The sequence below is a fragment of the Oxalobacteraceae bacterium OTU3CAMAD1 genome, from assembly GCA_024123915.1.
Classification (GTDB): Bacteria; Pseudomonadota; Gammaproteobacteria; order Burkholderiales; family Burkholderiaceae_D; genus Rugamonas.
Map to the genome: position 1 here is coordinate 3884376 of CP099650.1, position 20071 is coordinate 3904446.

Below are 20071 nucleotides of genomic sequence, written 5' to 3' on the forward strand. Positions count from 1 at the left end.
ATGAAAGTTTACTTTGTAGGGGCCGGCCCCGGCGCCGCCGATCTGATCACCTTGCGCGGCGCGCGCTTGCTGGGCAGCGTCAACATGGTGCTGTACGCCGGTTCGCTGGTGCCGACCGAAATGCTGAACCACTGCGTACCCGGTACGGAGTTGATCGACACCGCCGAACTGGATCTGGAGCAGCAGCAGGCCTGCTACGTCCGGGCGCAGGCGGCCGGCACCGACGTGGTGCGCTTGCATTCGGGCGATCCGGCCATCTACGGCGCCACGGCGGAGCAGATGCGCCGCCTGGAGGCACTCGGTATCGAGTACGAGATCGTGCCCGGCGTATCGTCGTTCACGGCGGCCGCCGCCGCGATCCAGTCGGAATTGACCAAGCCTGAAGTGTCGCAGAGCGTGATACTGACGCGCGTCTCCGGCCGCGCCTCGGCGGTGCCGGAACTGGAATCGATCGCGCGGCTGGCGGAGCATCGCGCCACCATGTGCATCTTCCTCTCCGGCCCGCACCTGAAGAAGATCGTGGCCGATCTGTCGCTGCACTATCCGCAGGACACGCCGGTCAGCCTGGTCTACCGCGCCAGCTGGCCGCAGCAGAAGATCTACCAGGGCACGCTAGGGACGGTGCTGCAAGATACCAAGCGCGGTGCGTGGAACCTGACCACGATGATGCTGATCGGCGCCGCGCTGGACAAGAATATCGCCGCCGAATCGAGCTTGTATTCGAAGGACTTTACCCATCTGTTCCGCGTGGTGAAGAAGAAGGATGCGGCGTGACTCTGACCCTGACCGCGACCCTGGGCATATGGCTGGTGCGCGCGGAGGGCGAGGCGCTGGCGACCACCCTGCAGGCGCGTCTGGGCGGCGAGATCTACCGCCCATGGCTGTCGCCCGACAGCAGCCAGAAGGTGCAATTCGCCGCCGGCTACCGGCTCCATGCCCAATGGATCATGGTGGCCGCCAGCGGCATCGCCGTGCGTTTTCTGGACGGTCTGCCGGCCGACAAGCACACCGACCCCGCAGTTGTCGTGCTGGACGAGGCGGGGCGCTTCGCCATCGCGCTCCTGGCCGGCCATGAAGGCGGCGCCAATGCGCTGGCCTATCGGGTCGGGAGGGTGGTTGGCGCGGTACCGGTCGTGACGACGGCCACCGACGCGCTCAAGCCGCTGACGGTGGGTATAGGCTGCCGCAAGGGCGTCGCGCCGGACCGCATCGAGGCCGCCGTGCTGCAGGCGCTGAAGGCGGGCGGCGGCTACGGCATCGGCGACGTGCGCGAAATGGCGACCGTCGACCTGAAGGCGGCGGAACCAGGCCTGCTGGAATTTTGCGCCCGGTACGATCTGCCGCTCCGCGTGTTTTCGCGGGCGGATCTGGCTGCCCGGCCCTGGGTCGGCAAGCCGTCCGACTGGGTGCGGCAGAACGTGGGGCTGGACGGCGTGTGCGAGCCGTGCGCCCTGGTGGCCAGTGCGCGCGGCGCGCTGCTGGTGCCGAAAACAAGCCTGGACGGCGTCGCCGTCGCAGTGGTACTGGATAAATGGATGGAAATCTGATGAGTGGTGTTTTGAATTTGGTGTCTGTGGGACCGGGCTTCGACGACTTGATCGTGCCACGCGCCATTACGGCCTTGCGCGACAGTGACGTGATCGTGGCGTATGAATTGTATCTGCGCTGGATCGCGCCCCATATCGAGGGCAAGGAGATCCATACGCCACCGCTGACGCAGGAGCGCGAACGCGCCATGCTGGCGATCGAGCACGCGCGTGCCGGCGCCAAGGTCGCGCTGATCTCCAGCGGCGACATCGGCATCTACGCGATGGCCGCGCTGGCGTTCGAGGAGATGCGCGAAGACGACACCTATGAGGTGAACGTGGTGCCGGGCATCACATCCGCCAATGCCTGCGCGTCCTTGCTGGGCTCTCCGCTGTCCCACGATTTCGCCACGCTCAGCCTCTCCGACCTGCTTTGCCCCTGGGAGTGGATCGAGCACCGCGCCCGCCATATCGCCCAGGCGGATCTGGCCTGCGTGATGTACAACGTGCAAAGCGCCAGCCGGCAGGAGGGCGTCTACCGCGTGCTCCAGCTGATGCTGGAATCGAAAGCGCCGGACACGCTGTGCGGGGTGGTCAAGAATGCCTACCGTCCCGGCCAGGAAGTGGCGATTTACCGGCTCGACGAGCTGCCGTCGCTGAAGTTCGACATGCTGACCACCATCGTCGTCGGCAACCGCTTCACGATGCGCAAACGTGGCAGCATCTTCACGCCGCGCGGTTATAACGACTGGGCGCAGCCGGAGGCGAAGGACACGTCGCAGGAGGTGGAACTGCCGGACAACGCGCTATGGGTGTTCTCCGGCACCAGCGACGGCAATGACCTGGCCGCGCAGCTGGCGGCGGAACAGGATAGAAAAGTGGTGGTATCGGCGGCCAGCGACCATGGCGGCGACATGGCACGCCAGGATTGTCCCGGCGTCAGCGTCTGGTCCGGGCGCCAGGGCGTGGAAGCGCGGCGCCGCGTGCTGACGGGGAAAAACGCCCGTCTGCTGCTCGATGCCACCCATCCCTACGCCAGCGGCATGTCGGAACAGCTGATTGGATTGTCGAAGGAGTTGGGCATCCCTTATCTGCGCTATGAACGCCCGAGCGAGTATCAGTCGCAAGACGGGGAATTTTGCGCCTCCATGGAACAGGCGGCCGAACGTGCCGCCGCCCTGGGACTGCGTATTTTCCTGGCGACGGGATCGAAGGACCTGGCGACGTTCATGCGCACGCCTGGCGCCGCCGGCAAGCAGTGGTTCGTGCGCCAGACCGCCGAGCCGGAACTCATCGAACGCGCGCTGGCCCTCGGTATTCCGCGCGAACGCATTTGCGCCATGCAGGGGCCGTTCTCCGCCGAGTTCAATACGGCGCTGTGGCGCGACTGGGGCATCGATTGCGTGGTGACCAAGGATTCCGGCGGCGCGGGTGGCTACCAGGCCAAGGTGCTGGCGGCCAAAGCGCTGGGCATTCCATTGCTGGTGGTGGCGCGTCCGCGTATCGAGTACCCGGCGATGGTGGCCGACGTCGCCGACGCGATCAGGGAATGCGCGGCCTTATGAAGCAGCTGATCCCCGTGACCATCGTCACCGGCTTTCTCGGCGCCGGCAAGACGACCTTGCTGCGCGGCTTGGTGGAGCGCCGGCAGACGCGCCGTCTGGCCTTGCTGATCAACGAATTCGGCGAGATATCGGTGGACGGCGCCCTGGTGCGCGATGGCGTCGGCGACGACCCCCAGGTATGCATCCAGGACTTCCCCCATGGCTTGATCGCGTACGGCGACGATGTGCTGTTCGTGCCGGCCATGCGGGCGCTTGCCGGGCGGCGCGCGCAGATCGACCATGTGTTGATCGAGACATCCGGCCTGGCGCTGCCGACGGCGGTGATGGAATTGCTGCAAAGCGCGGAGCTGGCCGACGATTTCATCCTCGACGCCACGCTGGCGGTGGTGGACACGCCGTTGCTGCTGTCCGACCGCTTCGAATACGGACAGCAAGATGGCGAGAACGCCGCCGCCACGATGTTCGACCAGCAGCTGGAATACGCCGACGTGGTCGTGCTGAACAAGATCGATGAGCTGGACGAGGCGGCGCTGCTGCAGGCCGAGACGCGCGTGCGCCGTAGGGCACCCAAGGTACGTTTTCTGGAGCTGGCGTACCGCGCGCAGCTCGATATCCGGCTGGCGCTGGGTCTGCGGCTGCATCAGCCCACCCGCACCGAGCATACCCACGTCTTCACACCGCTGGCGACGATACCGGGCGCGCAGGCGGCACCGCTGGCCGGCCAGAGCCGCCTGAACGGCCACGCGCATTCCGGTCTGGGGGCGCACAGCCACGGACTGGCCACCCACAAGCATTTTCACGAACAGGACCCGGGCTGGTTGTCTTTCGTGCTGCGCAGCGACGCGCCGCAGGACGAGGAACAGCTCAAATCCGCGCTGCTCGAAGCGGCGCGCGCCGAGCCTATCCTGCGCAGCAAAGGTTATATCCGGTTGCGCGACACGGACAATGCGGTGCTGGTGCAGGGCGTGCGCGCCCGCCTGACCTTGCGGGCGGATGCCGCCAGGGTTGCGGCGCGGCGCTCGCAGCTGGTCTTCATCGGCTATCACATCAACCGCGGCAAGGTCGCCGCGCTGCTGACGGAGCGCACCGGCACTGCGTGGCGCTGAGCCCCGGACGCTTAACATCAAATTTATTATCCACCTAAAGGAGTACCCATGAAATCCAAACTGATCTTGACCTTGCTGGTGCTGACCCATGGCGGCGCCGCGCTGGCCCATCCGGGCCACTCGGACGGCGCGATGGCTGGCCTGATGCATCCGCTGACGGGCATCGACCATATCCTGGCGATGCTGGCCGTCGGTCTGTGGGGTGCGCAATTGGGCGGCCGCGCTCAGTGGCTGCTGCCGGCCAGCTTCGTGGCTTTCCTGGCCGCCGGCGCGGCGCTGGGCGTAAGCGGCGCGGCGCTGCCGATGGTGGAAGCGGGCATCGTCACTTCTGTGCTGCTACTTGGTTTGTTGATCGGCTTCGCCGTCAAGTTGAAGACCCTGCCGGCGGCGCTGATCGTCGGCGGCTTCGCCGTCTTCCACGGTTACGCGCACGGCACCGAGATGCCTGCCATGGGCGACGCCTGGCTGTACGGCGTGGGCTTCGTCGCCGCCAGCGCCGCGCTGCACATCGTGGGGCTGGGACTTGGGCGCGCAGTCCGTCGCCACAGCGGCTGGCTGCGCACCGGCGGCGGTTTTATCGCGCTGGCCGGCGTGTGGCTCGGCATGGCCGCTTGAGTGTTTAGGTGTTTGAGTTGTGACCAAGTAGCGTAAAATCTTAGCTATAAACTATTTTTTACGTGCGCTGCATCCAAAAGCAGTGGCCATGGGTAGTGTGTGGGTGCGCTCCTCGTCATCACGGCCGGGCGGCACGCCCACTCACTTTTAAAAGAAGAGACTAACCATGCCACTGCCATTCAGCAAACTGTTACTGGTTTCCGCCATCGCCGCCTCGCTGTCCGCTTGCGGGTTCACCGAGGATATCGACAAGGACGACGATGACAAACCGCCGCAAGCCAGCGAGACGGGCGATGTATTTGTCTTGACCGCCAGCAATAAGCTGCTGTCCTTCGACCGTGGAACCCCGGCCACCATCCGCACCACGGCTACCATCAGCGGCTTGCAGGCGGGCGAAAATCTGCTCGGTATCGACTATCGTCCCGCCGACGGCCAACTGTATGGCGTTGGCAGCACCGGCCGCATTTATACGTTGAACGGCGCCACCGGCGCCGCCACGCTCAAGTCCACGCTGGCGGCCGATAGCGCGGATGCCAGCGCTCCGTTCACGGCGCTCGCGGGCACCGAATTCGGCGTCGATTTCAATCCCGCAGCCGACCGTTTACGCATCGTCGGCAACACGGGCCAGAGCCTGCGTGTGAACGTCGACACGGGCGCCACGACCACCGACGGATCGATCAACGGCGGCGCGGCTACTACCGCCGTCAACGCCGCCGCCTACACCAACAGCTTTGCCGGTACCGCCGGCACCACGCTGTTCGTCATCGATGCCGTCAACGGCATGCTGTACACGCAGAATCCGCCCAACAACGGCACCCTGGCCAGCCCGGTGGCGCTGGGCGTCGCCGCCACCAGCGTGGCCGGTTTCGACATCGATGCGCGCATCAACACCGGCTACGCCGTCATGACCGTCGGCGGAGCGCGCAATCTGTATACCATCAACTTGGGCGCGACGGCCAATCCGGCCACGCTGGTCGCCGCTGTTGGCGCCAGCGAGGATTTGCGCGGGGTCGCCGTCCGCACTCCGGCCGCGCCGGTGGTTTACGGCCTGACTTCGGACGGTCGTATCGTCTCGTTCAAGACCGCCACGCCGAATACCCTGGACACCAGTGTGGCGATCAGCGGCCTGTCCGGCAGCGAGCGGCTGCTGGGCTTCGATATTCGTCCCAAGGACGGTTTGCTGTATGGCCTGTCCTCGACCGGCCGCATCGTGACCATCGATCCCGTCACGGGGGCCATCACCGCCAAGGCGACATTGATCGCCGACACGGCCGACAGCTCGTCGCCGTTCTCGAACCTGATCGGCACCGGTTTCGCGGTGGACTTCAACCCGGTCGCCGACCGTTTGCGCGTGATTAGCGATTCTGGCCAGAACCTGCGCATCAACGTCGACAACGGCGCCACCACGACCGATGGTCCGGTCAATAGTAACGGCGTGACGGCGGCCGCCTACACCAACAGCTACGCGGGCGCCACGGCGACGGTGCTTTACGATATCAACACCAGCGGCGGCAACCTGGTGACGCAAAATCCACCGAACGATGGCATCCTGGTCAACGTCGGATCGCTCGGGGTCAACGCGGTGGGCGATGTGGCGATGGACATCGCCGGCGGCGCCAATGGGCTGGCGCTGGCGGCGTTGCGCAGCTCGACCAACGGCGCGAGCCTGCTGTACCGGGTTGAGCTGGCCACCGGCGCGGCGGTGCCCGTCAATGGCACGGGGACGGTCGCGAATTCGGCGATCGGCAACGGCCAGGTGGGCTTGATCGACCTGGCCATCTCCCTGAAGTGATGCTATTCCCGCCCGGCGATGTATAGCAAGGTCTTGACGTCGTTCTCGCTCGCGATGGTCCTTCGCAGTATGTCATCGCGATAGATCGTCGCGGCCGGGTTGTTACGGTAGTAGTTCATCAACGCGATCTCTCCGGACTTTGGGTACGGGGGCGCGACGGCCGCTATCCGTCCGAAGATCGAGGATGTTCCGCCATGTCCCCACGACCAGTGTATGCCGAAGGCGCTGGTGAGAAAGGCGTGGCCGATCTCGTGCGCGGCCGTCATCGCGAACATGGCGTCGGCGTCGCTTTCGTGCCGGGGCTCGTAGTAGAGGTTGCCGCGCAATAGAGGGTAGGGATTGCTGGACCGGCAGCTTAACGGCCCAAGCAGGGGACTGCCGGTGTGGGCGAGGATCAGCGGCAGGCCGTCCGTCGAGTGCCGCGCCGAGACGGTCACGGCGTAGTCGACGCCATGCAAGGTGATGGTGCGGCTCCAGTATCTGCGCAATCCGAGGTCCGCCAGTTGCGTGTAGTGGCTGAAGCGGTCTTCCGGCACGCGTCTGGACTGGCCGAGAACCCGCGCCGCGAGCGTCGGCATACCGTAGTTCATCGTCACTTCAATGGCGATGGTGCGGTTTTGATCGTCGATCGAGGCGGTCGCGTAACGGACTGGTTTGGCGCGGCCGGACAGCAGTTGCGTGCATTCGAACGCAGTCACCGGATGTGGCGGGAAAGTGGTATCGCGGGGAGTCTGCGCCATCGCTATATTATCGGGTGTGTCGGCATGATTTCGCGCGAACCGGCGTACACGCGGTGCATGCAGTTCACGCACAACAGCCCGAGGGCGGCAATGCCGCCCTCGGGCCGGTGCTGCATCATACTACGCCGCGCTAGGCGGCGCCGGGACCAATCAGCGAGCCGGAGGCGTCGACTCTGGCGTGGTCGTTGCCGGTGGAGTCGTGGCGTCCGTAGGGTTAGTGCTGCCAGCGGCCGGTGGCGTGGTCGCGTCCGGAGCCGGTGTCGGCGTCGAAGGCGTCGCGCTAGGCGCCGGGGTTGGGGCGGTCGTGGCTTCTGGTGTAACTGGATCGGCTTCTTGCTTTTTGCAACCGGTAACAGCTGCGGCAGTCAGGATCAACGCAAAGGCGAACTTGGCGGGTACATTCAGTTGTTTCATGGTGACCTCCTTGGTGTAGTGTTGATACGTATCTTAGCTACACCTGAGCTCGGGCGGTATAGGCGTTCTCGCGGCGTGTTTGTAGGACTAGTCTTAAATGGTGTCATGGACCCGGGGCGCAGTTCACAGATGCGAAAGCGTGTATCGCCGGGTCGCGTTCTAGACTGAAGGAAACTGTTTTTGACCCGCGCCCATACTGCGTCCGCCAATCACGGGGATCGACGATGTTTTATCTGGCGCCGCGCTTGACGATCCTGGCCGGGGGGCGCATGCGTGGTGCGGCGTCCGACTGGCGCCGTATCAGCGCGTAGTCCATCAACGCGTGTTCCGGCGCCTGCGGCGCGCCGCTGTGGCGGGCGCGGACCTGCTGCACCAGCGACCGAAGCGCCGCCTCGGCCATGCCGGTGATGGGCTGGCGCACGGTGGTGAGTTCGGGCCAGATCGTCGTCGCCAATGCGGTATCGTCGAAGCCGGCCACGGTCAGGTCGCCCGGCACGTCCAGTCCTAATCTGTGGGCGATCGCCACCACGGCGGCGGCCATGTCGTCGTTGCTGGCGAAGATGGCGGTCGGTCGCGGCTCCTGCGCCAGCAGGATCTCCGCCGCGTCCAACCCCGAACGATAGGTGAACATCCCCGGCACGATCAGCTCCGGCGCGCCCTGCGCGTGATGCTCGGCGATGGCTGCCTTGAAACCAGCCAGCCGGCGCGCGCTCGCGCTCTGGTTCGGATGGCCGGCGACGAAGCCGATGCGCTGGTGTCCCAGCGCGATCAGATGGCAGGCCATCGCATGGGCGGCCGCGTAGTCGTCGATGCTCACGCCGCTGACACGCGGGTCCGGCTGGCCACAGGCGACCGTCACGGTCGGCGTGCCGGCATCGGTGATCAAGTCGATCAGCTGTTTCGAGTCGCATAGCGGCGGCGGCAGGATGATGCCGTCGACGCCATTGGCGATCAGGCGGCGGGCCTGTTCGACGCCGTGTTCATCGGCCTCGCATTTTTCCACCACCAGCTGGACGTTGTTCGGGCCGGCCTGGTTGAGCAGCCCGACCAGAAATTCGCTCAGGTAGCCGGCGCTTGGGTTACTGTACAAAAAACCGATGCGGATCGAGCGCGAACCGGCCAGGCGGCGCGCCGCCTGATTGGGTACGTAGCTCAGGGCGGCGACGGCGTCGGCCACGCGGTTGCGGGTTTTCTCGCTCACTTTGGCGTCGCCGTTCATCACGCGCGACACGGTCATCGGGGACACGCCGGCCAGCTTGGCGACATCGGTCATTGTCGGTGCTTGCGCCGGCGGGTCCAGGGGGCCTTGCTCTCTACTTGTCATCTTCACTCCAGGGTCAGGTCCACCAATGCTACACGAGCTGGGCTGTAGATGCGATTTTAGCAAATGATTTTCCTGTTATCCCCGGCCCGGCGCGTAGGGGAAGTGGATGGCCTTGTAGTAGTCCAGCGGTTTTGGCGGCTGCTGTACGCCCGGTGGCAGCGGCAAGCCGTTCACCGACTGGAAGTAGGCGATGCAGGCATTGCGCCACAACTCGGCGTTGGCGACCTGGCGCTGCAGGCGCTGCGCCACTTCCGCGTGGCGACGGGCGTCGATCAGCGGCCGCAGCGCCATCCAGCGCGATTGCAGCTCGCGCGCGCCGCGCACGCCGGTGTCGTAGTGGTGTATCAGTTCGGCCCACAGCGTGCGGCCCGACGGCATTGAGTAATCCCACGGCAGGTGGTGGAACCACAGCAGGAATTCCGGCGGCGTGGTGCGCGGATCGGCATACTGGCGCGCGATCTCCGGCGCGTACTGGGCGAGCGCGTTGGTGCCTTTGGCGGTGCGGTCGAAGCCGATGCCGTCGCGGGCGGCGCGGTGGTAGTAGACCGGATTCCAGTCCTCGCGCTCCAGATTGTCGATCCATGGCGCCGGGCCGTGGTGGTGGGAGGTACCCATCATATGATGCAGGCCCATTGGCGTCATGTAATCGACCACGGTTTCGCGCGATTTCATCATGATGTCGACCACCGGCGCGGTGACGCGTGCGTCGGGACTGAAGGTTTGGGCGGCCCATTCGACGGCGATGTCGCGCGCCGACGCCTGCGGGTTCCACGCCAGGCGGCCGTACGCGTACCAGTTGGCCTGGTCGAAGTGGTGGCCGGTCCAGTTGCGGTCCGTGCCGATGTTGGCCACGCCGGCCATGCCGGTCAGGGTCGGGCGCTCGGCCGACGCCGGCGGCAGGGCCTTGCCCTCGACCACCTGCGCCACCGTCAGGCCTTGCGGCGCGCGTTTGGTGTCGGCGCGCAGCGTCTCTTCGAACATGGTGCCCAGATAGGCCAGGTCGGTGGAAAAGCCCAGATACTCCTTGGTGATCTGGAATTCCATCATCAGCGGCGTCTTCGGCATGCCGCCGAACATCGGATGGAACGGTTCGCGCGGCTGGAAGTCGATGGCGCCGTTCTTCACCTGCACCATGACGTTGGAGGCGAATTTGCCGTCGAGCGGCGTGAACTCGTCGTAGGCCTGCTTGGCGCGGTCGGTGGCTTTGTCGGCGCCGTGCGCGTAGACGAAGGCGCGCCACATGACGATGCCCTTGTGCGGCGCCACGGCGGCGGCCAGCATGTTGGCGCCGTCTACGTGGGTGCGGTGGTAGTCCTGCGGGCCTGGCTGGCCCTCGGAATTGGCCTTGACCAGGAAACCGCCGAAGTCCGGGATCACTCGGTAGATCTCGTCGGCCTTCTTGCGCCACCATGCCTGCACCGCCGGCGAGAGCGGATCGGCGGTGTCGGTCTCTTTGAGTTCCAGCGGCGTCGAGAAGCGCGCGGACAAGTACACCTTGATGCCGTAGGGGCGCAAAATGTCGGCGACGGCCGCGGCCTTGGCAATGAAGGCTGCGGTCAGCACTTCCGGTTTGGAGTTGACGTTGTTGAGGACCGTGCCGTTGATGCCCAGGGAGGCGTTGGCGCGCGCGTAATCGGTGTAGCGGCGGTCGGCGATGTCCGGCAGCGCCCACCAGTCCCAGATAGAGAAGCCGGAGTAGCCGCGTTCCACCGTGCGGTCCAGGTTATCCCAGTGGTTGAGTAAGCGCAGTTGCAGCTTGGGCGCCGAACTGGCCTCCGGCGCCGCGCCGGTGGCGGCCGCGCGCAGCCAGGCGAAGGAACCGTACAACAGGCCGATGTCGCTATTGGCGGCGATCAGCGTCACGTTGTGGCCCTGTACGCGGGTTTTACGCAGCAGGTAGCCTTCCTGGCCCAAGGTCGCCAGCTCGGCGCGCAGCGGGGAGGAGGATGCGGCCAGTTCCGGCAGCGTCGCCGGCGTCGCCAGCACCAGCGACCCATCGCGTATTGCCGTCGATGTCGCCGGGGCGCTTCCCAGCATGCCTTGCAGTCCCTTTTGCAGTTCGCTCAGCGCGGCCTGCGAGGTGGGCGAGGGCTTGCCCACCAAGACCAGCGTGCGGGCCTGCGGCTGCAGTTTGGCCTGCGCCGCGCGTTCCAGGGGTTGGTAGCGCAGCCACAGGTCGTAGCCGTCTTCGTCGGCGGCGCATGCCGGCGCCGCAGCGGCCAACGACAACAATACAGTCGCCATCAGCTTGATAAATATGTTTGCCATCTTGTCTCCGTTTGTATTTTTTTAATCAGCGCGCGCGCGGGCTTTCTGGCGGGCCGAGATAGCTGTCGCGCTGCCCGCCGGTGTCGACCACCAGTTTTTGCAGCACCAGGGCGGGATCGATCACCCAGAATTTCAAGGTGTGCTTACCCGCGCTTTCGATCGTGTGTTGGGACGTCATGACGGTCGCGCCATCCGAGACGGTACGCTCCCATGCTTTTTCGGAGCTGTCCGCGTGCAGGTTGACGATCTGCGGTGCTTCGTCGTCAAACGATATCGCGTAGCGCAGGCCGGGTCCCGGCTGGATCTTCTGGGTCGGCGCCAGTGTGGCGTGCACGGCGACCTTGCCCTTCGTGGTCAACTGCATCTGGTACTCAAGCCGCATTTGCGGCACGCCGTCCGGTGGCGCATCGACCGGCAGCGTGGTCATGCCCGATAGCGTGCGGCCATGGTCGGGAATGCGCAGCCACTCGCGCTTTTCCGGCGCCACCGCCCGGGTGTAATGCTCCGCCTCCATCGACACCACGCCGGCGGTTTCGATAAAGTCCCCTTTGGCGGCCTTCGCCATGCCGATTGGGCGGCGCAGCGGCACGGCCACCGTCGTCTTGGCGCCGTTCGGACCGGAAACGGTCAAGGTCGCGCGGTCCACGCCTGACGGAACGTCCGCCCAGCGCACATCGACGCCGACGCGCTGCTCGCGTTCCACCCGTCCCGCAGGCTTATCGAGCACGATGCCCGGGGTGTTGGCGGTTATCTTGTAGTCGAAGGGCTGCTGGCCGCGATTGAAGATCTCGATGTAGCGCGAGCGTCCCTCGAACGCGTCGAGGGCTGGCAGCGCCAGGGTGTCGCCGGCGGGGCCGGGCCATACGTTGGCGCTGCCTTCGACGGCCACGCCCATGTCGCCTTCCTTCGGAACCTGTACCTCCGTCACCGGCGGCATCACGTTGCGGGGCGGCTGGTTCCAGTAGGTGTAGCCCAGGTGGGTCTGCGACATCATGTGGTTCCATTTGCCGCCGCTGATGTCCTCATGATAGCGACGCACCAGCTCAGCATCCTGCTGGAACAGCTGGCGCGTGCGCGCCGCCAGATCGTTGGTGGAGGTGCGCCCCTGCAGGCCGTAAAGACGGTTCATGCCGGCGGTGACATACAACTCGTTGACCACGGCGCTGGCCTGCACCGGATACAGCACCAGCTGGAAGAAGGCATCGCGCTTGGCCGCCGGCAGCGCGGCCGAAATGCGTTCCGCGCGCGCCGCGATGTCGCGGTACTCGTCGACGATGCGCGCCGCTTCGCCATAGTTGACCAGGCTGTAGGTGGTCGGTTCGAGCTGCTCCGGCTTTCGGCGGCCGTTGTATTTCGCGTACTTGGCGACGATGTCGGCGATGTCGTCCGCATGTTCGGGACCGAATTCACGGGTGGCCCACAGTTTCAGGTAGTCCGGCAGGCGCTGCGCCGGCCAGGCGGCGGGATTCCATGCGTAAGTCAGGAAGAATTCGATCGGCACTTCCATCGGTTTGAGGTCGCCCACGTTGACGATCCACATGCGGTTGGCCTGGTACTGCCACGCCAGATGCATCTGTTCCCATATCTTCGGCAGCGGCGTGACGTTGATCCATTTATAGGAGCGCGGGCCGCCGACGTAGTCGAAATGGTAGTAGACGCCGGCGCCGCCGGCGCGCTTGCGCTCCTCCTGCGTCGGCAGGCGGCGGATATTGCCCCAGTTGTCGTCGCACCAGAGCAGCATGACGTCGTCGGGGACGCGCATGCCTTTTTCGTAGTACTCCTGGACTTCCTTGTACAGCGCCCAGGTTTGCGGCACCTTGGTGACGTCCGGGTTGATCTGCTTGGCGATGGCTTCGCGCTGGCGGCTGACGATGCGTTCCAGCAGCGAGACGTTGGATTCCTCCGACATCGGCTCGTCGCCGTCGCCGCGCATGCCGATGGTGATCATTTTCTCGTAGTCGCGCGTGTTGCGCAGGCCTTTGTTCCAGAAGTCATCGAGCACGCGGGCGTTCTTGGTGTAGTCCCACGGGCCTTTGCCCTGGCGCTTCCATTCCTGCTGCGCGCGCATCATCGGCTCGTGGTGGGAGGTGCCCATGACGATGCCGTATTCGTCGGCCAGCTTGCCGTTTAATTTGTCGTCGTCGTAAAACGCGGAGTTCCACATCGCCGGCCACAGGTAGTTGGCGCGCAGGCGTAGCAGCAGCTCGAACACCTTGGTGTAGAACTCGTGGTTGTAGCCGCCGTAGCGCTGCTTTACCCAACCGGTCAGCGCGGGTTGTTCGTCGTTGAGGAAGATGCCGCGGTATTGCACCACCGGGGCGTCGCTGACGGCGGCGGGGGCGGAGGCGTAGATGCTGGCGTGGCTTTGCGCCGGCACGTCGGCCCACCACTGCCACGGCGATACGCCGATCTGCTCGGAGATCTCGTAGATGCCGTAGATGGCGCCGCGCTTGTCGCTGCCGGCGATGACCAGGGCACGCTCGACGCCGGGCAGCGGGTTGCGCAGCGTTTGGACCTGCCAGCCTTCCCATTTGCCTTTGATGGCGGTGACGTTTAGTTTGCCGGCTTTTATCAGCTGGTCTATCAGGGGGCTTTTGCCGATGGTGCCGATGATGATGACGTCGGCGCCGGTGGGTTTTCCGGTTTGCTCCAGGGCGGGACGGGCGGTGCTGACGCGGGCAATGTCTTCCTGGAGGTCGCGCGCGGCGCGGAGTACGCCGGGGTGGTCGGCTTTGTCGACGTAGATGGTGGCGGCGCGGCCGGCATTGGCCAGCGTGACGGCGTCGGGGGCAGGGGTGTCGAATGTCGTCAGGCGTTTTTGGCCTAGCGCCTGGGCGGGGAGGGCGCAGGTTAACAGCGCCAGGAGGGCGGCGCCTGCGAGGTAGAGTTGTCTCATTTTTTTAGTGGTTATCTATTTTTTGTGTTTGTCGGCTTTTTTTTGGCCGCTGGCGGAGCTTGGCGGATTACGCTTTGCTAATCCGCCCTACGTGGTTCTTGGGTGTCTCTCCTGTCAGTTTCCTGGTTTTTTGCAGTTTCGGCGTAGCAGATCGAGTGGGACCGCGTCGGCCAGGGCGCGGTAGCCCGCCAGCGACGGGTGCAGGTGGTCGCCGGAGTCGAGCGGTTTGCTGATTCTTTTCGGGTCGGCGGGGTCGCGTATGGCCGCGTCGAAGTCGACCACCGCGTCGAATACGCCGGAGTTGCGTATCCAGTTGTTCATTTCCTGGCGGTCCGCTTCGTTTTCCGGCTCCGGGTGGTAGTAGTCGCTGCCCACATATGGGGTAATGGTTGCGCCGATCATACAGATTCCGCGTACCTTCGCGCGTTCGGCCAACTGGCGATGCGCGAGACGCAGATCGGCCAGCAGTTTTTTGCGGTCGGCCGGCAGGTCCGGGGTGTTGCGGTGCTGGCCGCCCAGGTCATTGACGCCTATGAAAACCAGCGCGTGCGTGACGCCGGCGCGCGACAGCACGTCCCGGTCGAAGCGCGACGCGAGATTCGGTCCCAGTCCGTCGCGCAGCATGCGGCCACCGCCGATGCCGGCGTTGACGATGCCCACTTGCTGGCCATCCTGGCGCAGACGCACCGCCAGCAGGTCGGTCCAGCGGGTATTGCTGTCGGTGGCGACGCCGTAGCCGTCGGTGATCGAGTCGCCGATGGCGACAAAGGCGCCGGTGCCGCGCGGCGCCTGCACATCGACGTCGCTTACCAGGAACCAGCGCGGTATGGTGCCGGCTTCGGCCCAATCGGCGTCCATGATGCGGTTACCCTTGGCGAAAAAGCTGGTGGCGCGCGAGCCGGAATGGCTGGTCTGGCGTGGCGGCGCCTCCTTGAAGTACAGCGATACCGAGAGGTCGCTGGCCGCTTTGACGTCCAGCGCCACGGCGTCGCTATAATATTCGGCGCCGGCAGGGATCATCACAGAGGGGCTGCCGTCGAAGGTGAGCGTGCGCGAGGTGGCGCCGTCGATTTGCGCTTTGCCCGGCGCCAGCGCCAGGGCGACGCTGGCGCCTTCCACCATCAGTGGCGCGGTGCCGTGCACGTTACTGAGGCGGACGCGCAGGCGGCTGCCACCGAGCGACAGGCGTACCGTCTGGCGCAGGCTGCCGTCGCGCCAGTTCGCGGCGGCCAGCTCGTTGGCCGCGTCGGGAATCTGCTGCGCCGTGCCCCAGGAGGCGACCCAGCGCCCGTCCGACGGCAGGACTTCTCCGCCCGTGGCAGGGCCGTTCAGCGAGGCGCAGGCGGTCAGCGCAAGAGCGGGTACGATCGCCGCCAGGGCGGTGACCAACAATCCGCCGAAGCGGACGTGTGACGCGTGTTGACTTGGTCGCATAAATCCTTCACACTGGTTAAATGTTAGCGCTTATCATTTTAGGGTAAAGGCATGGTACAGGCAACAAATTTAGACAAGTCGGCAGCGCCGGTGATCACGGAAATGCGGGTCATCCCGGTGGCGGGCCACGACAGCATGCTGCTCAATTTGTGCGGCGCGCACGCGCCATACTTCACCCGCAATCTGGTGCTGTTGAAGGATAGCGCCGGGCATACCGGCATGGGGGAGGTTCCCGGCGGCGCGGGCATATTGCGCGCGCTGGAAAACGCCGTCCCGCTGGTGGTCGGCACGCAGATCGGGCGCTATAACCGCACCCTGAACGGCATCCGCGACGCCATCGCCAACAAGGATGTCAGCGGCCAGCAGTACCAGGTGACGTCGGAGGCGGAGGCGCAGGTGTTGAAGCAGCCGCACGAGATCAACTTGCGGCTGGAGAACGTGGTCACCGCAGTCGAGGCGGCGCTGCTCGATCTGCTCGGCCAGCACCTTGGCGTGCCGGTGTGCGAGCTGCTGGGCGCAGGCCAGCAGCGCGACAGCGTGCCGATGTTGGCCTACCTGTTCTACATCGGCGACCGTAATCGCACGGACCTCGCTTATCTGGCCGGGCAGGGCGCAGCAGCGGGCGACTGGTACCACATGCGCCACCAGGAAGCGATGACGCCCGCCGCCATCGCCAAACTGGCCGAAGCGACGGTGGAAAAATACGGCTTCCGCGATTTCAAGCTCAAAGGTGGAGTGATGCAAGGCGCCGAGGAAATGGAGGCGGTGGCGGCGATCAAGGCGCGCTTCCCCGAGTCCCGCGTGACGCTGGACCCTAACGGCGCCTGGTCGCTGCGCGAGGCGATAGATATCTGTCGCGGCAAGGGTCACCTTCTGGCCTATGCCGAAGATCCCTGCGGCCCCGAGAACGGCTATTCCGGCCGCGAAATCATGGCCGAATTCCGCCGCGCGACCGGCATCCCGACGGCTACCAACATGGTAGCCACCGACTGGCGCCAGATGGCCCACTCCCATTTGCTCGGCGCGGTCGACATCCCGCTGGCCGACCCGCACTTCTGGACCATGCAGGGTTCCGTGCGACTGGCGCAGCTTTGCCACGAATGGGGCCTGACCTGGGGCTCGCACTCGAATAACCATTTCGATGTGTCTCTGGCGATGTTCACCCATGCGGCGGCCGCCGCGCCGGGTAAAATCACCGCCATCGACACGCACTGGATCTGGCAGGAAGGACAGGAACGCTTGACCCGCGAGCCGCTGCAAATCGTCGGCGGCGAGGTCAAGGTGCCGCTTGAGCCGGGTCTGGGCATCGAGCCGGACATGGATCGCATCGAGGCCGCCCACGAACTGTATAAGAAAGTGGCATCCACCGCGCGCGACGACGCGATGGCGATGCGCTATCTGGTGCCCGAATGGACGTATTACCCTAACAAACCGAGTCTGGGAAGAACATGAAAAATCAACTGAAGCACGCGCCGACAGCGGTGCATTTGCCCGCCGATCTGCCGCAGGCCTTGCTTATCGGCCGTGTGTGGCGCGATGACGTGAATGGCCCATGCGTGGTGGTCGTGCGCGACGGCGAAGTATTCGATATCACGGCGAGCAGCGCCACCGTGGCCGATCTGCTGGACAGGGAAGATGCCGCCGGTTTCGCGCGCGCCGCACAGGGCGAGTCGCTGGGACGGGTGGAGGCGCTGATCGAGGCCGCGCTAGGCGCGGATGCTGCGACGCGCAGCCCGCGCCTGCTGGCGCCTTGCGACGTGCAGGCTATCAAGGCTTGCGGCGTCACCTTCGCGGTCAGTCTGCTCGAACGTGTGATCGAAGAACAGGCCGGCGGCGACGCGGCGCGCGCCGACGCGCTGCGCAGCACCCTGCTCAAGGATATCGGCGCCGACCTGTCGGCCATCAAACCCGGCTCGCCGGAAGCGGAAAAGCTCAAGCAGCAGTTCATCGAGCGCGGCGCCTGGTCGCAGTATATGGAAGTGGGCATCGGGCCATATGCGGAGGTGTTCTCCAAGGCGCAACCCATGTCGGCGGTCGGCTTTGGCGCCGATGTCGGCCTGCATCCGGATTCGAAGTGGAACAACCCCGAGCCGGAGATCGTGCTGGCAGTGAACAGCCGCGCACAGGCGGTGGGCGCCACGCTCGGCAACGACGTCAACCTGCGCGACATCGAAGGACGCAGCGCGCTTTTGCTGGGTAAAGCCAAGGATAACAACGGCTCCTGCGGCATGGGGCCATTCATTCGCCTGTTCGACGGTTCCTTTACCATCGACACCGTGCGCAACGCCGAACTGCGTCTGCTGATCGAGGGCGCCGAAGACAGCTTCCGCCTGGACGGCGAGAGCCGCATGCGCGAAATCAGCCGCGATCCGCTGGACCTGGTGGCACAAACCGCCGGCGCGCACCATCAGTACCCCGACGGCTTCATGCTCTTCCTCGGCACGATGTTCTCGCCGATCAAAGACCGTGGCGCACCGGGGGCGGGTTTCACCCACAAGCTGGGAGACCGGGTGAGCATCGCCAGTCCTTCGCTCGGTACGCTGGTCAATCATGTACAGCGCAGCGACGCCATCGCGCCATGGACGTTCGGCGTGCGCGCGCTGTACCGCAATCTGGCGCAACGCGGCCTGTTGGGGGATATAACTTAACTAGCTTCATAGCGGGACCTGACTCAAACTAAAATAAAACGGAGATGAACAAGATGGTCCAAGCAACTTCCGCAGAGAAGAAGATGGTGTATGCGACGTATCCGAACCTGGCCGACAAGCGGGTGTTGATCACCGGCGGCGGCACCGGTATCGGTGCGGCGCTGGTGGAGGCATTTGCCGCGCAGGGCGCGCAGGTGTGCTTCATCGATATCGTGGAGGAAGCGTCGCGTGAGCTGGCGTCCAGCCTCGGCGCGGCCAAGCATCCGCCGCGCTTTTTTCACTGCGACCTGACCGACCTCGATGCGCTGGCGCGGGTGATGGCCACGATCGAAAGCGAGTGCGGCGCCGTGGAAATCATGGTCAACAACGCCGCCAACGATCACCGGCATGAAGTCCAGGAAGTCACCCAAAAGTATTGGGACGAGAGCATGGCCGTCAATCTGCGGCACCAGTTCTTCTGCGCGCAGGCCGTGGCGCCGGGCATGAAGGCCGCCGGCACGGGCGTGATCCTGAATTTCGGTTCGATCTCTTGGCATCTGGCCTTGCCGAAGCTGACGCTGTACGTGACGGCCAAAGCCGCGATCGAGGGCATGACGCGCGGACTTGCGCGCGAACTCGGTCCGTTCGGCATCCGCGTCAACTGCATCATCCCCGGATCGGTGCGGACGCCGCGCCAGATGGCGCTGTGGCATACGCCGGAGGGCGAACAGGAAATCCTCGATGCGCAATGTCTGCGCGAGCGGGTGGAGCCGGAGGATATCGCCGCGATGACGCTGTTCCTGGCGTCGGACAACGCCGGCCGCTGTTCCGGCCGGGATTACTTCGTCGATGCAGGGTGGTACGGCGCATGAGCACATTCCAAATTGAACCCGAATGCATTTGGCCCCTGGCTGCGACCCTGGGCGAAGGCCCGGTATGGCACGCGGAGAACAATGCCCTGTATTTTGTCGATATCAAACAGCACAAGGTGCACCGCTGCGGCGAGGACGGCGGCTTGCGTCAGAGCTGGAGCCTGCCCGATGAAGTAGGCTTCGCACTGCCGATGCGCGGCGGCGATTTCGTTTGCGGCCTGCCGGGGCAGCTGATGCGGTTTTCGTTCGACAGCGGCGCCCTGGACCTGCTGCATGAAGTGGAGACGGATTTGCCTGGCAACCGTTTAAACGACGGTTATATCGACCGTCACGGCGCCTTGTGGTTCGGCTCCATGGACAACGGCGAGGTACAAGCCAGCGGTTCGTTGTACCGCGTGCAGCGCAAGGGACAGCCGCGCCGCAAGGACAAGGGCTATGTCATCACCAACGGGCCGGCCTGCAGCCCGGATGGCCGCACCTTCTATCACACCGACACGCTCGAGAAGACCATCTACGCCTTCGATATCGACGATGCCGGCCATTTGACCAACAAGCGAGTGTTCGTGCGGATCGCGGGCGAAGGCTACCCGGACGGCACGACCGTCGATTCCGACGGCGCCGTGTGGATCGCCTTGTTCGCCGGTGCGCGCATCGAGCGCTATTCGGCACAGGGTGAGTTGATCGACACGGTGCCTATGCCTTGTTCGAACATCACCAAGATCGCGTTCGGCGGTCATGACCTGCGGACGGTGTTCGTCACCACCGCGCGCAAGGGTTTGTCGGAGGAGGCCTTGGCTACCCAGCCGCTGGCCGGCGGTTTGTTCCGCTTCCGCGTGCCTACGCCAGGCCAGATCCAGCATCAGTTCTGAAAACGGGGTTTTCATACCCCTGA

The 20071-nt window shown here is 65.0% G+C and carries 15 protein-coding genes; 10 read left to right on the top strand and 5 right to left on the bottom strand.

What is annotated here, in order from left to right; genetic code table 11:
- The 6 genes from cobM to NHH88_16910 all read left to right on the top strand — a co-directional run bounded on the left by cobM (window position 1) and on the right by NHH88_16910 (window position 6604).
- Window positions 1-774 carry a precorrin-4 C(11)-methyltransferase gene (gene cobM, locus NHH88_16885; GenBank protein ID USX11396.1) on the top strand — a complete coding sequence of 258 codons (774 nt, stop codon included), beginning with the start codon at window positions 1-3 and terminating at the stop codon, window positions 772-774.
- On the top strand, window positions 771-1547 hold the full coding sequence (locus NHH88_16890) for a cobalamin biosynthesis protein (GenBank protein ID USX11397.1): 777 nt from the start codon (window positions 771-773) through the stop codon (window positions 1545-1547). The genes cobM and NHH88_16890 overlap by 4 nt, the downstream gene beginning before the upstream one ends.
- Window positions 1547-3091 carry a precorrin-3B C(17)-methyltransferase gene (gene cobJ / locus NHH88_16895; GenBank protein USX11398.1) on the top strand — a complete coding sequence of 515 codons (1545 nt, stop codon included), beginning with the start codon at window positions 1547-1549 and terminating at the stop codon, window positions 3089-3091. Before NHH88_16890 ends, cobJ begins: the two co-directional genes overlap by 1 nt.
- Entirely contained in the window at window positions 3088-4197 is a 1110-nt protein-coding gene (locus NHH88_16900) for a GTP-binding protein (protein USX11399.1), read from the top strand. The genes cobJ and NHH88_16900 overlap by 4 nt, the downstream gene beginning before the upstream one ends.
- A 48-nt stretch (window positions 4198-4245) precedes the next feature.
- Entirely contained in the window at window positions 4246-4812 is a 567-nt protein-coding gene (locus NHH88_16905) for a HupE/UreJ family protein (protein USX11400.1), read from the top strand.
- Window positions 4813-4978: 166 nt separating this feature from the next.
- Complete coding sequence (locus NHH88_16910) at window positions 4979-6604, top strand: DUF4394 domain-containing protein (GenBank protein ID USX11401.1); 1626 nt, start codon at window positions 4979-4981, stop codon at window positions 6602-6604.
- A gap of 2 nt (window positions 6605-6606) precedes the next feature.
- On the opposite strand, the gene NHH88_16915 is transcribed toward NHH88_16910, so the two are convergent.
- The 5 genes from NHH88_16915 to NHH88_16935 all read right to left on the bottom strand — a co-directional run bounded on the left by NHH88_16915 (window position 6607) and on the right by NHH88_16935 (window position 15680).
- Window positions 6607-7344 carry a hypothetical protein gene (locus tag NHH88_16915; protein USX11402.1) on the bottom strand — a complete coding sequence of 246 codons (738 nt, stop codon included), beginning with the start codon at window positions 7342-7344 and terminating at the stop codon, window positions 6607-6609.
- 643 nt (window positions 7345-7987) lie between these two features.
- The gene (locus NHH88_16920) at window positions 7988-9082 is read right to left on the bottom strand and encodes a LacI family DNA-binding transcriptional regulator (GenBank protein USX11403.1); all 1095 of its coding nucleotides are present in this window, start codon (window positions 9080-9082) and stop codon (window positions 7988-7990) included.
- 75 nt (window positions 9083-9157) lie between these two features.
- Window positions 9158-11350, bottom strand: coding sequence for an alpha-glucuronidase (locus NHH88_16925; protein USX11404.1), 2193 nt, complete (start codon window positions 11348-11350; stop codon window positions 9158-9160).
- Window positions 11351-11375: 25 nt separating this feature from the next.
- Window positions 11376-14246, bottom strand: a complete 2871-nt coding sequence (locus tag NHH88_16930; GenBank protein USX11405.1) for a glycosyl hydrolase 115 family protein — start codon at window positions 14244-14246, stop codon at window positions 11376-11378.
- Window positions 14247-14360: 114 nt separating this feature from the next.
- A complete protein-coding gene (locus NHH88_16935) occupies window positions 14361-15680 on the bottom strand; it encodes an SGNH/GDSL hydrolase family protein (protein USX11406.1) in 1320 nt (439 codons plus the stop codon).
- Between the two features lie 51 nt (window positions 15681-15731).
- Here NHH88_16935 and NHH88_16940 point away from each other — a divergent pair, with 51 nt between their 5' ends.
- The 4 genes from NHH88_16940 to NHH88_16955 all read left to right on the top strand — a co-directional run bounded on the left by NHH88_16940 (window position 15732) and on the right by NHH88_16955 (window position 20048).
- On the top strand, window positions 15732-17132 hold the full coding sequence (locus NHH88_16940; protein USX11407.1) for a glucarate dehydratase: 1401 nt from the start codon (window positions 15732-15734) through the stop codon (window positions 17130-17132).
- A complete protein-coding gene (locus tag NHH88_16945; GenBank protein USX11408.1) occupies window positions 17129-18328 on the top strand; it encodes a fumarylacetoacetate hydrolase family protein in 1200 nt (399 codons plus the stop codon). Before NHH88_16940 ends, NHH88_16945 begins: the two co-directional genes overlap by 4 nt.
- Before the next feature lie 83 nt (window positions 18329-18411).
- Window positions 18412-19179, top strand: a complete 768-nt coding sequence (locus tag NHH88_16950; protein ID USX17357.1) for an SDR family oxidoreductase — start codon at window positions 18412-18414, stop codon at window positions 19177-19179.
- Window positions 19176-20048 (top strand): SMP-30/gluconolactonase/LRE family protein, encoded by an 873-nt coding sequence (locus NHH88_16955; GenBank protein USX11409.1) that lies wholly within the window; start codon window positions 19176-19178, stop codon window positions 20046-20048. The genes NHH88_16950 and NHH88_16955 overlap by 4 nt, the downstream gene beginning before the upstream one ends.
- The last annotated feature ends 23 nt before the right edge of the window (window positions 20049-20071 follow it).

Coding starts and splice junctions, on each gene's coding strand:
- cobM (USX11396.1), top strand. CDS start 1: ATGAAAGTTTACTTTGTAGGGGCCGGCCCCGGCGCCGCCGATCTGATC.
- cobJ (USX11398.1), top strand. CDS start 1,547: ATGAGTGGTGTTTTGAATTTGGTGTCTGTGGGACCGGGCTTCGACGAC.
- NHH88_16900 (USX11399.1), top strand. CDS start 3,088: ATGAAGCAGCTGATCCCCGTGACCATCGTCACCGGCTTTCTCGGCGCC.
- NHH88_16905 (USX11400.1), top strand. CDS start 4,246: ATGAAATCCAAACTGATCTTGACCTTGCTGGTGCTGACCCATGGCGGC.
- NHH88_16910 (USX11401.1), top strand. CDS start 4,979: ATGCCACTGCCATTCAGCAAACTGTTACTGGTTTCCGCCATCGCCGCC.
- NHH88_16915 (USX11402.1), bottom strand. CDS start 7,344: ATGGCGCAGACTCCCCGCGATACCACTTTCCCGCCACATCCGGTGACT.
- NHH88_16920 (USX11403.1), bottom strand. CDS start 9,082: ATGACAAGTAGAGAGCAAGGCCCCCTGGACCCGCCGGCGCAAGCACCG.
- NHH88_16925 (USX11404.1), bottom strand. CDS start 11,350: ATGGCAAACATATTTATCAAGCTGATGGCGACTGTATTGTTGTCGTTG.
- NHH88_16930 (USX11405.1), bottom strand. CDS start 14,246: ATGAGACAACTCTACCTCGCAGGCGCCGCCCTCCTGGCGCTGTTAACC.
- NHH88_16935 (USX11406.1), bottom strand. CDS start 15,680: ATGCGACCAAGTCAACACGCGTCACACGTCCGCTTCGGCGGATTGTTG.
- NHH88_16940 (USX11407.1), top strand. CDS start 15,732: ATGGTACAGGCAACAAATTTAGACAAGTCGGCAGCGCCGGTGATCACG.
- NHH88_16945 (USX11408.1), top strand. CDS start 17,129: ATGAAAAATCAACTGAAGCACGCGCCGACAGCGGTGCATTTGCCCGCC.
- NHH88_16950 (USX17357.1), top strand. CDS start 18,412: ATGGTGTATGCGACGTATCCGAACCTGGCCGACAAGCGGGTGTTGATC.
- NHH88_16955 (USX11409.1), top strand. CDS start 19,176: ATGAGCACATTCCAAATTGAACCCGAATGCATTTGGCCCCTGGCTGCG.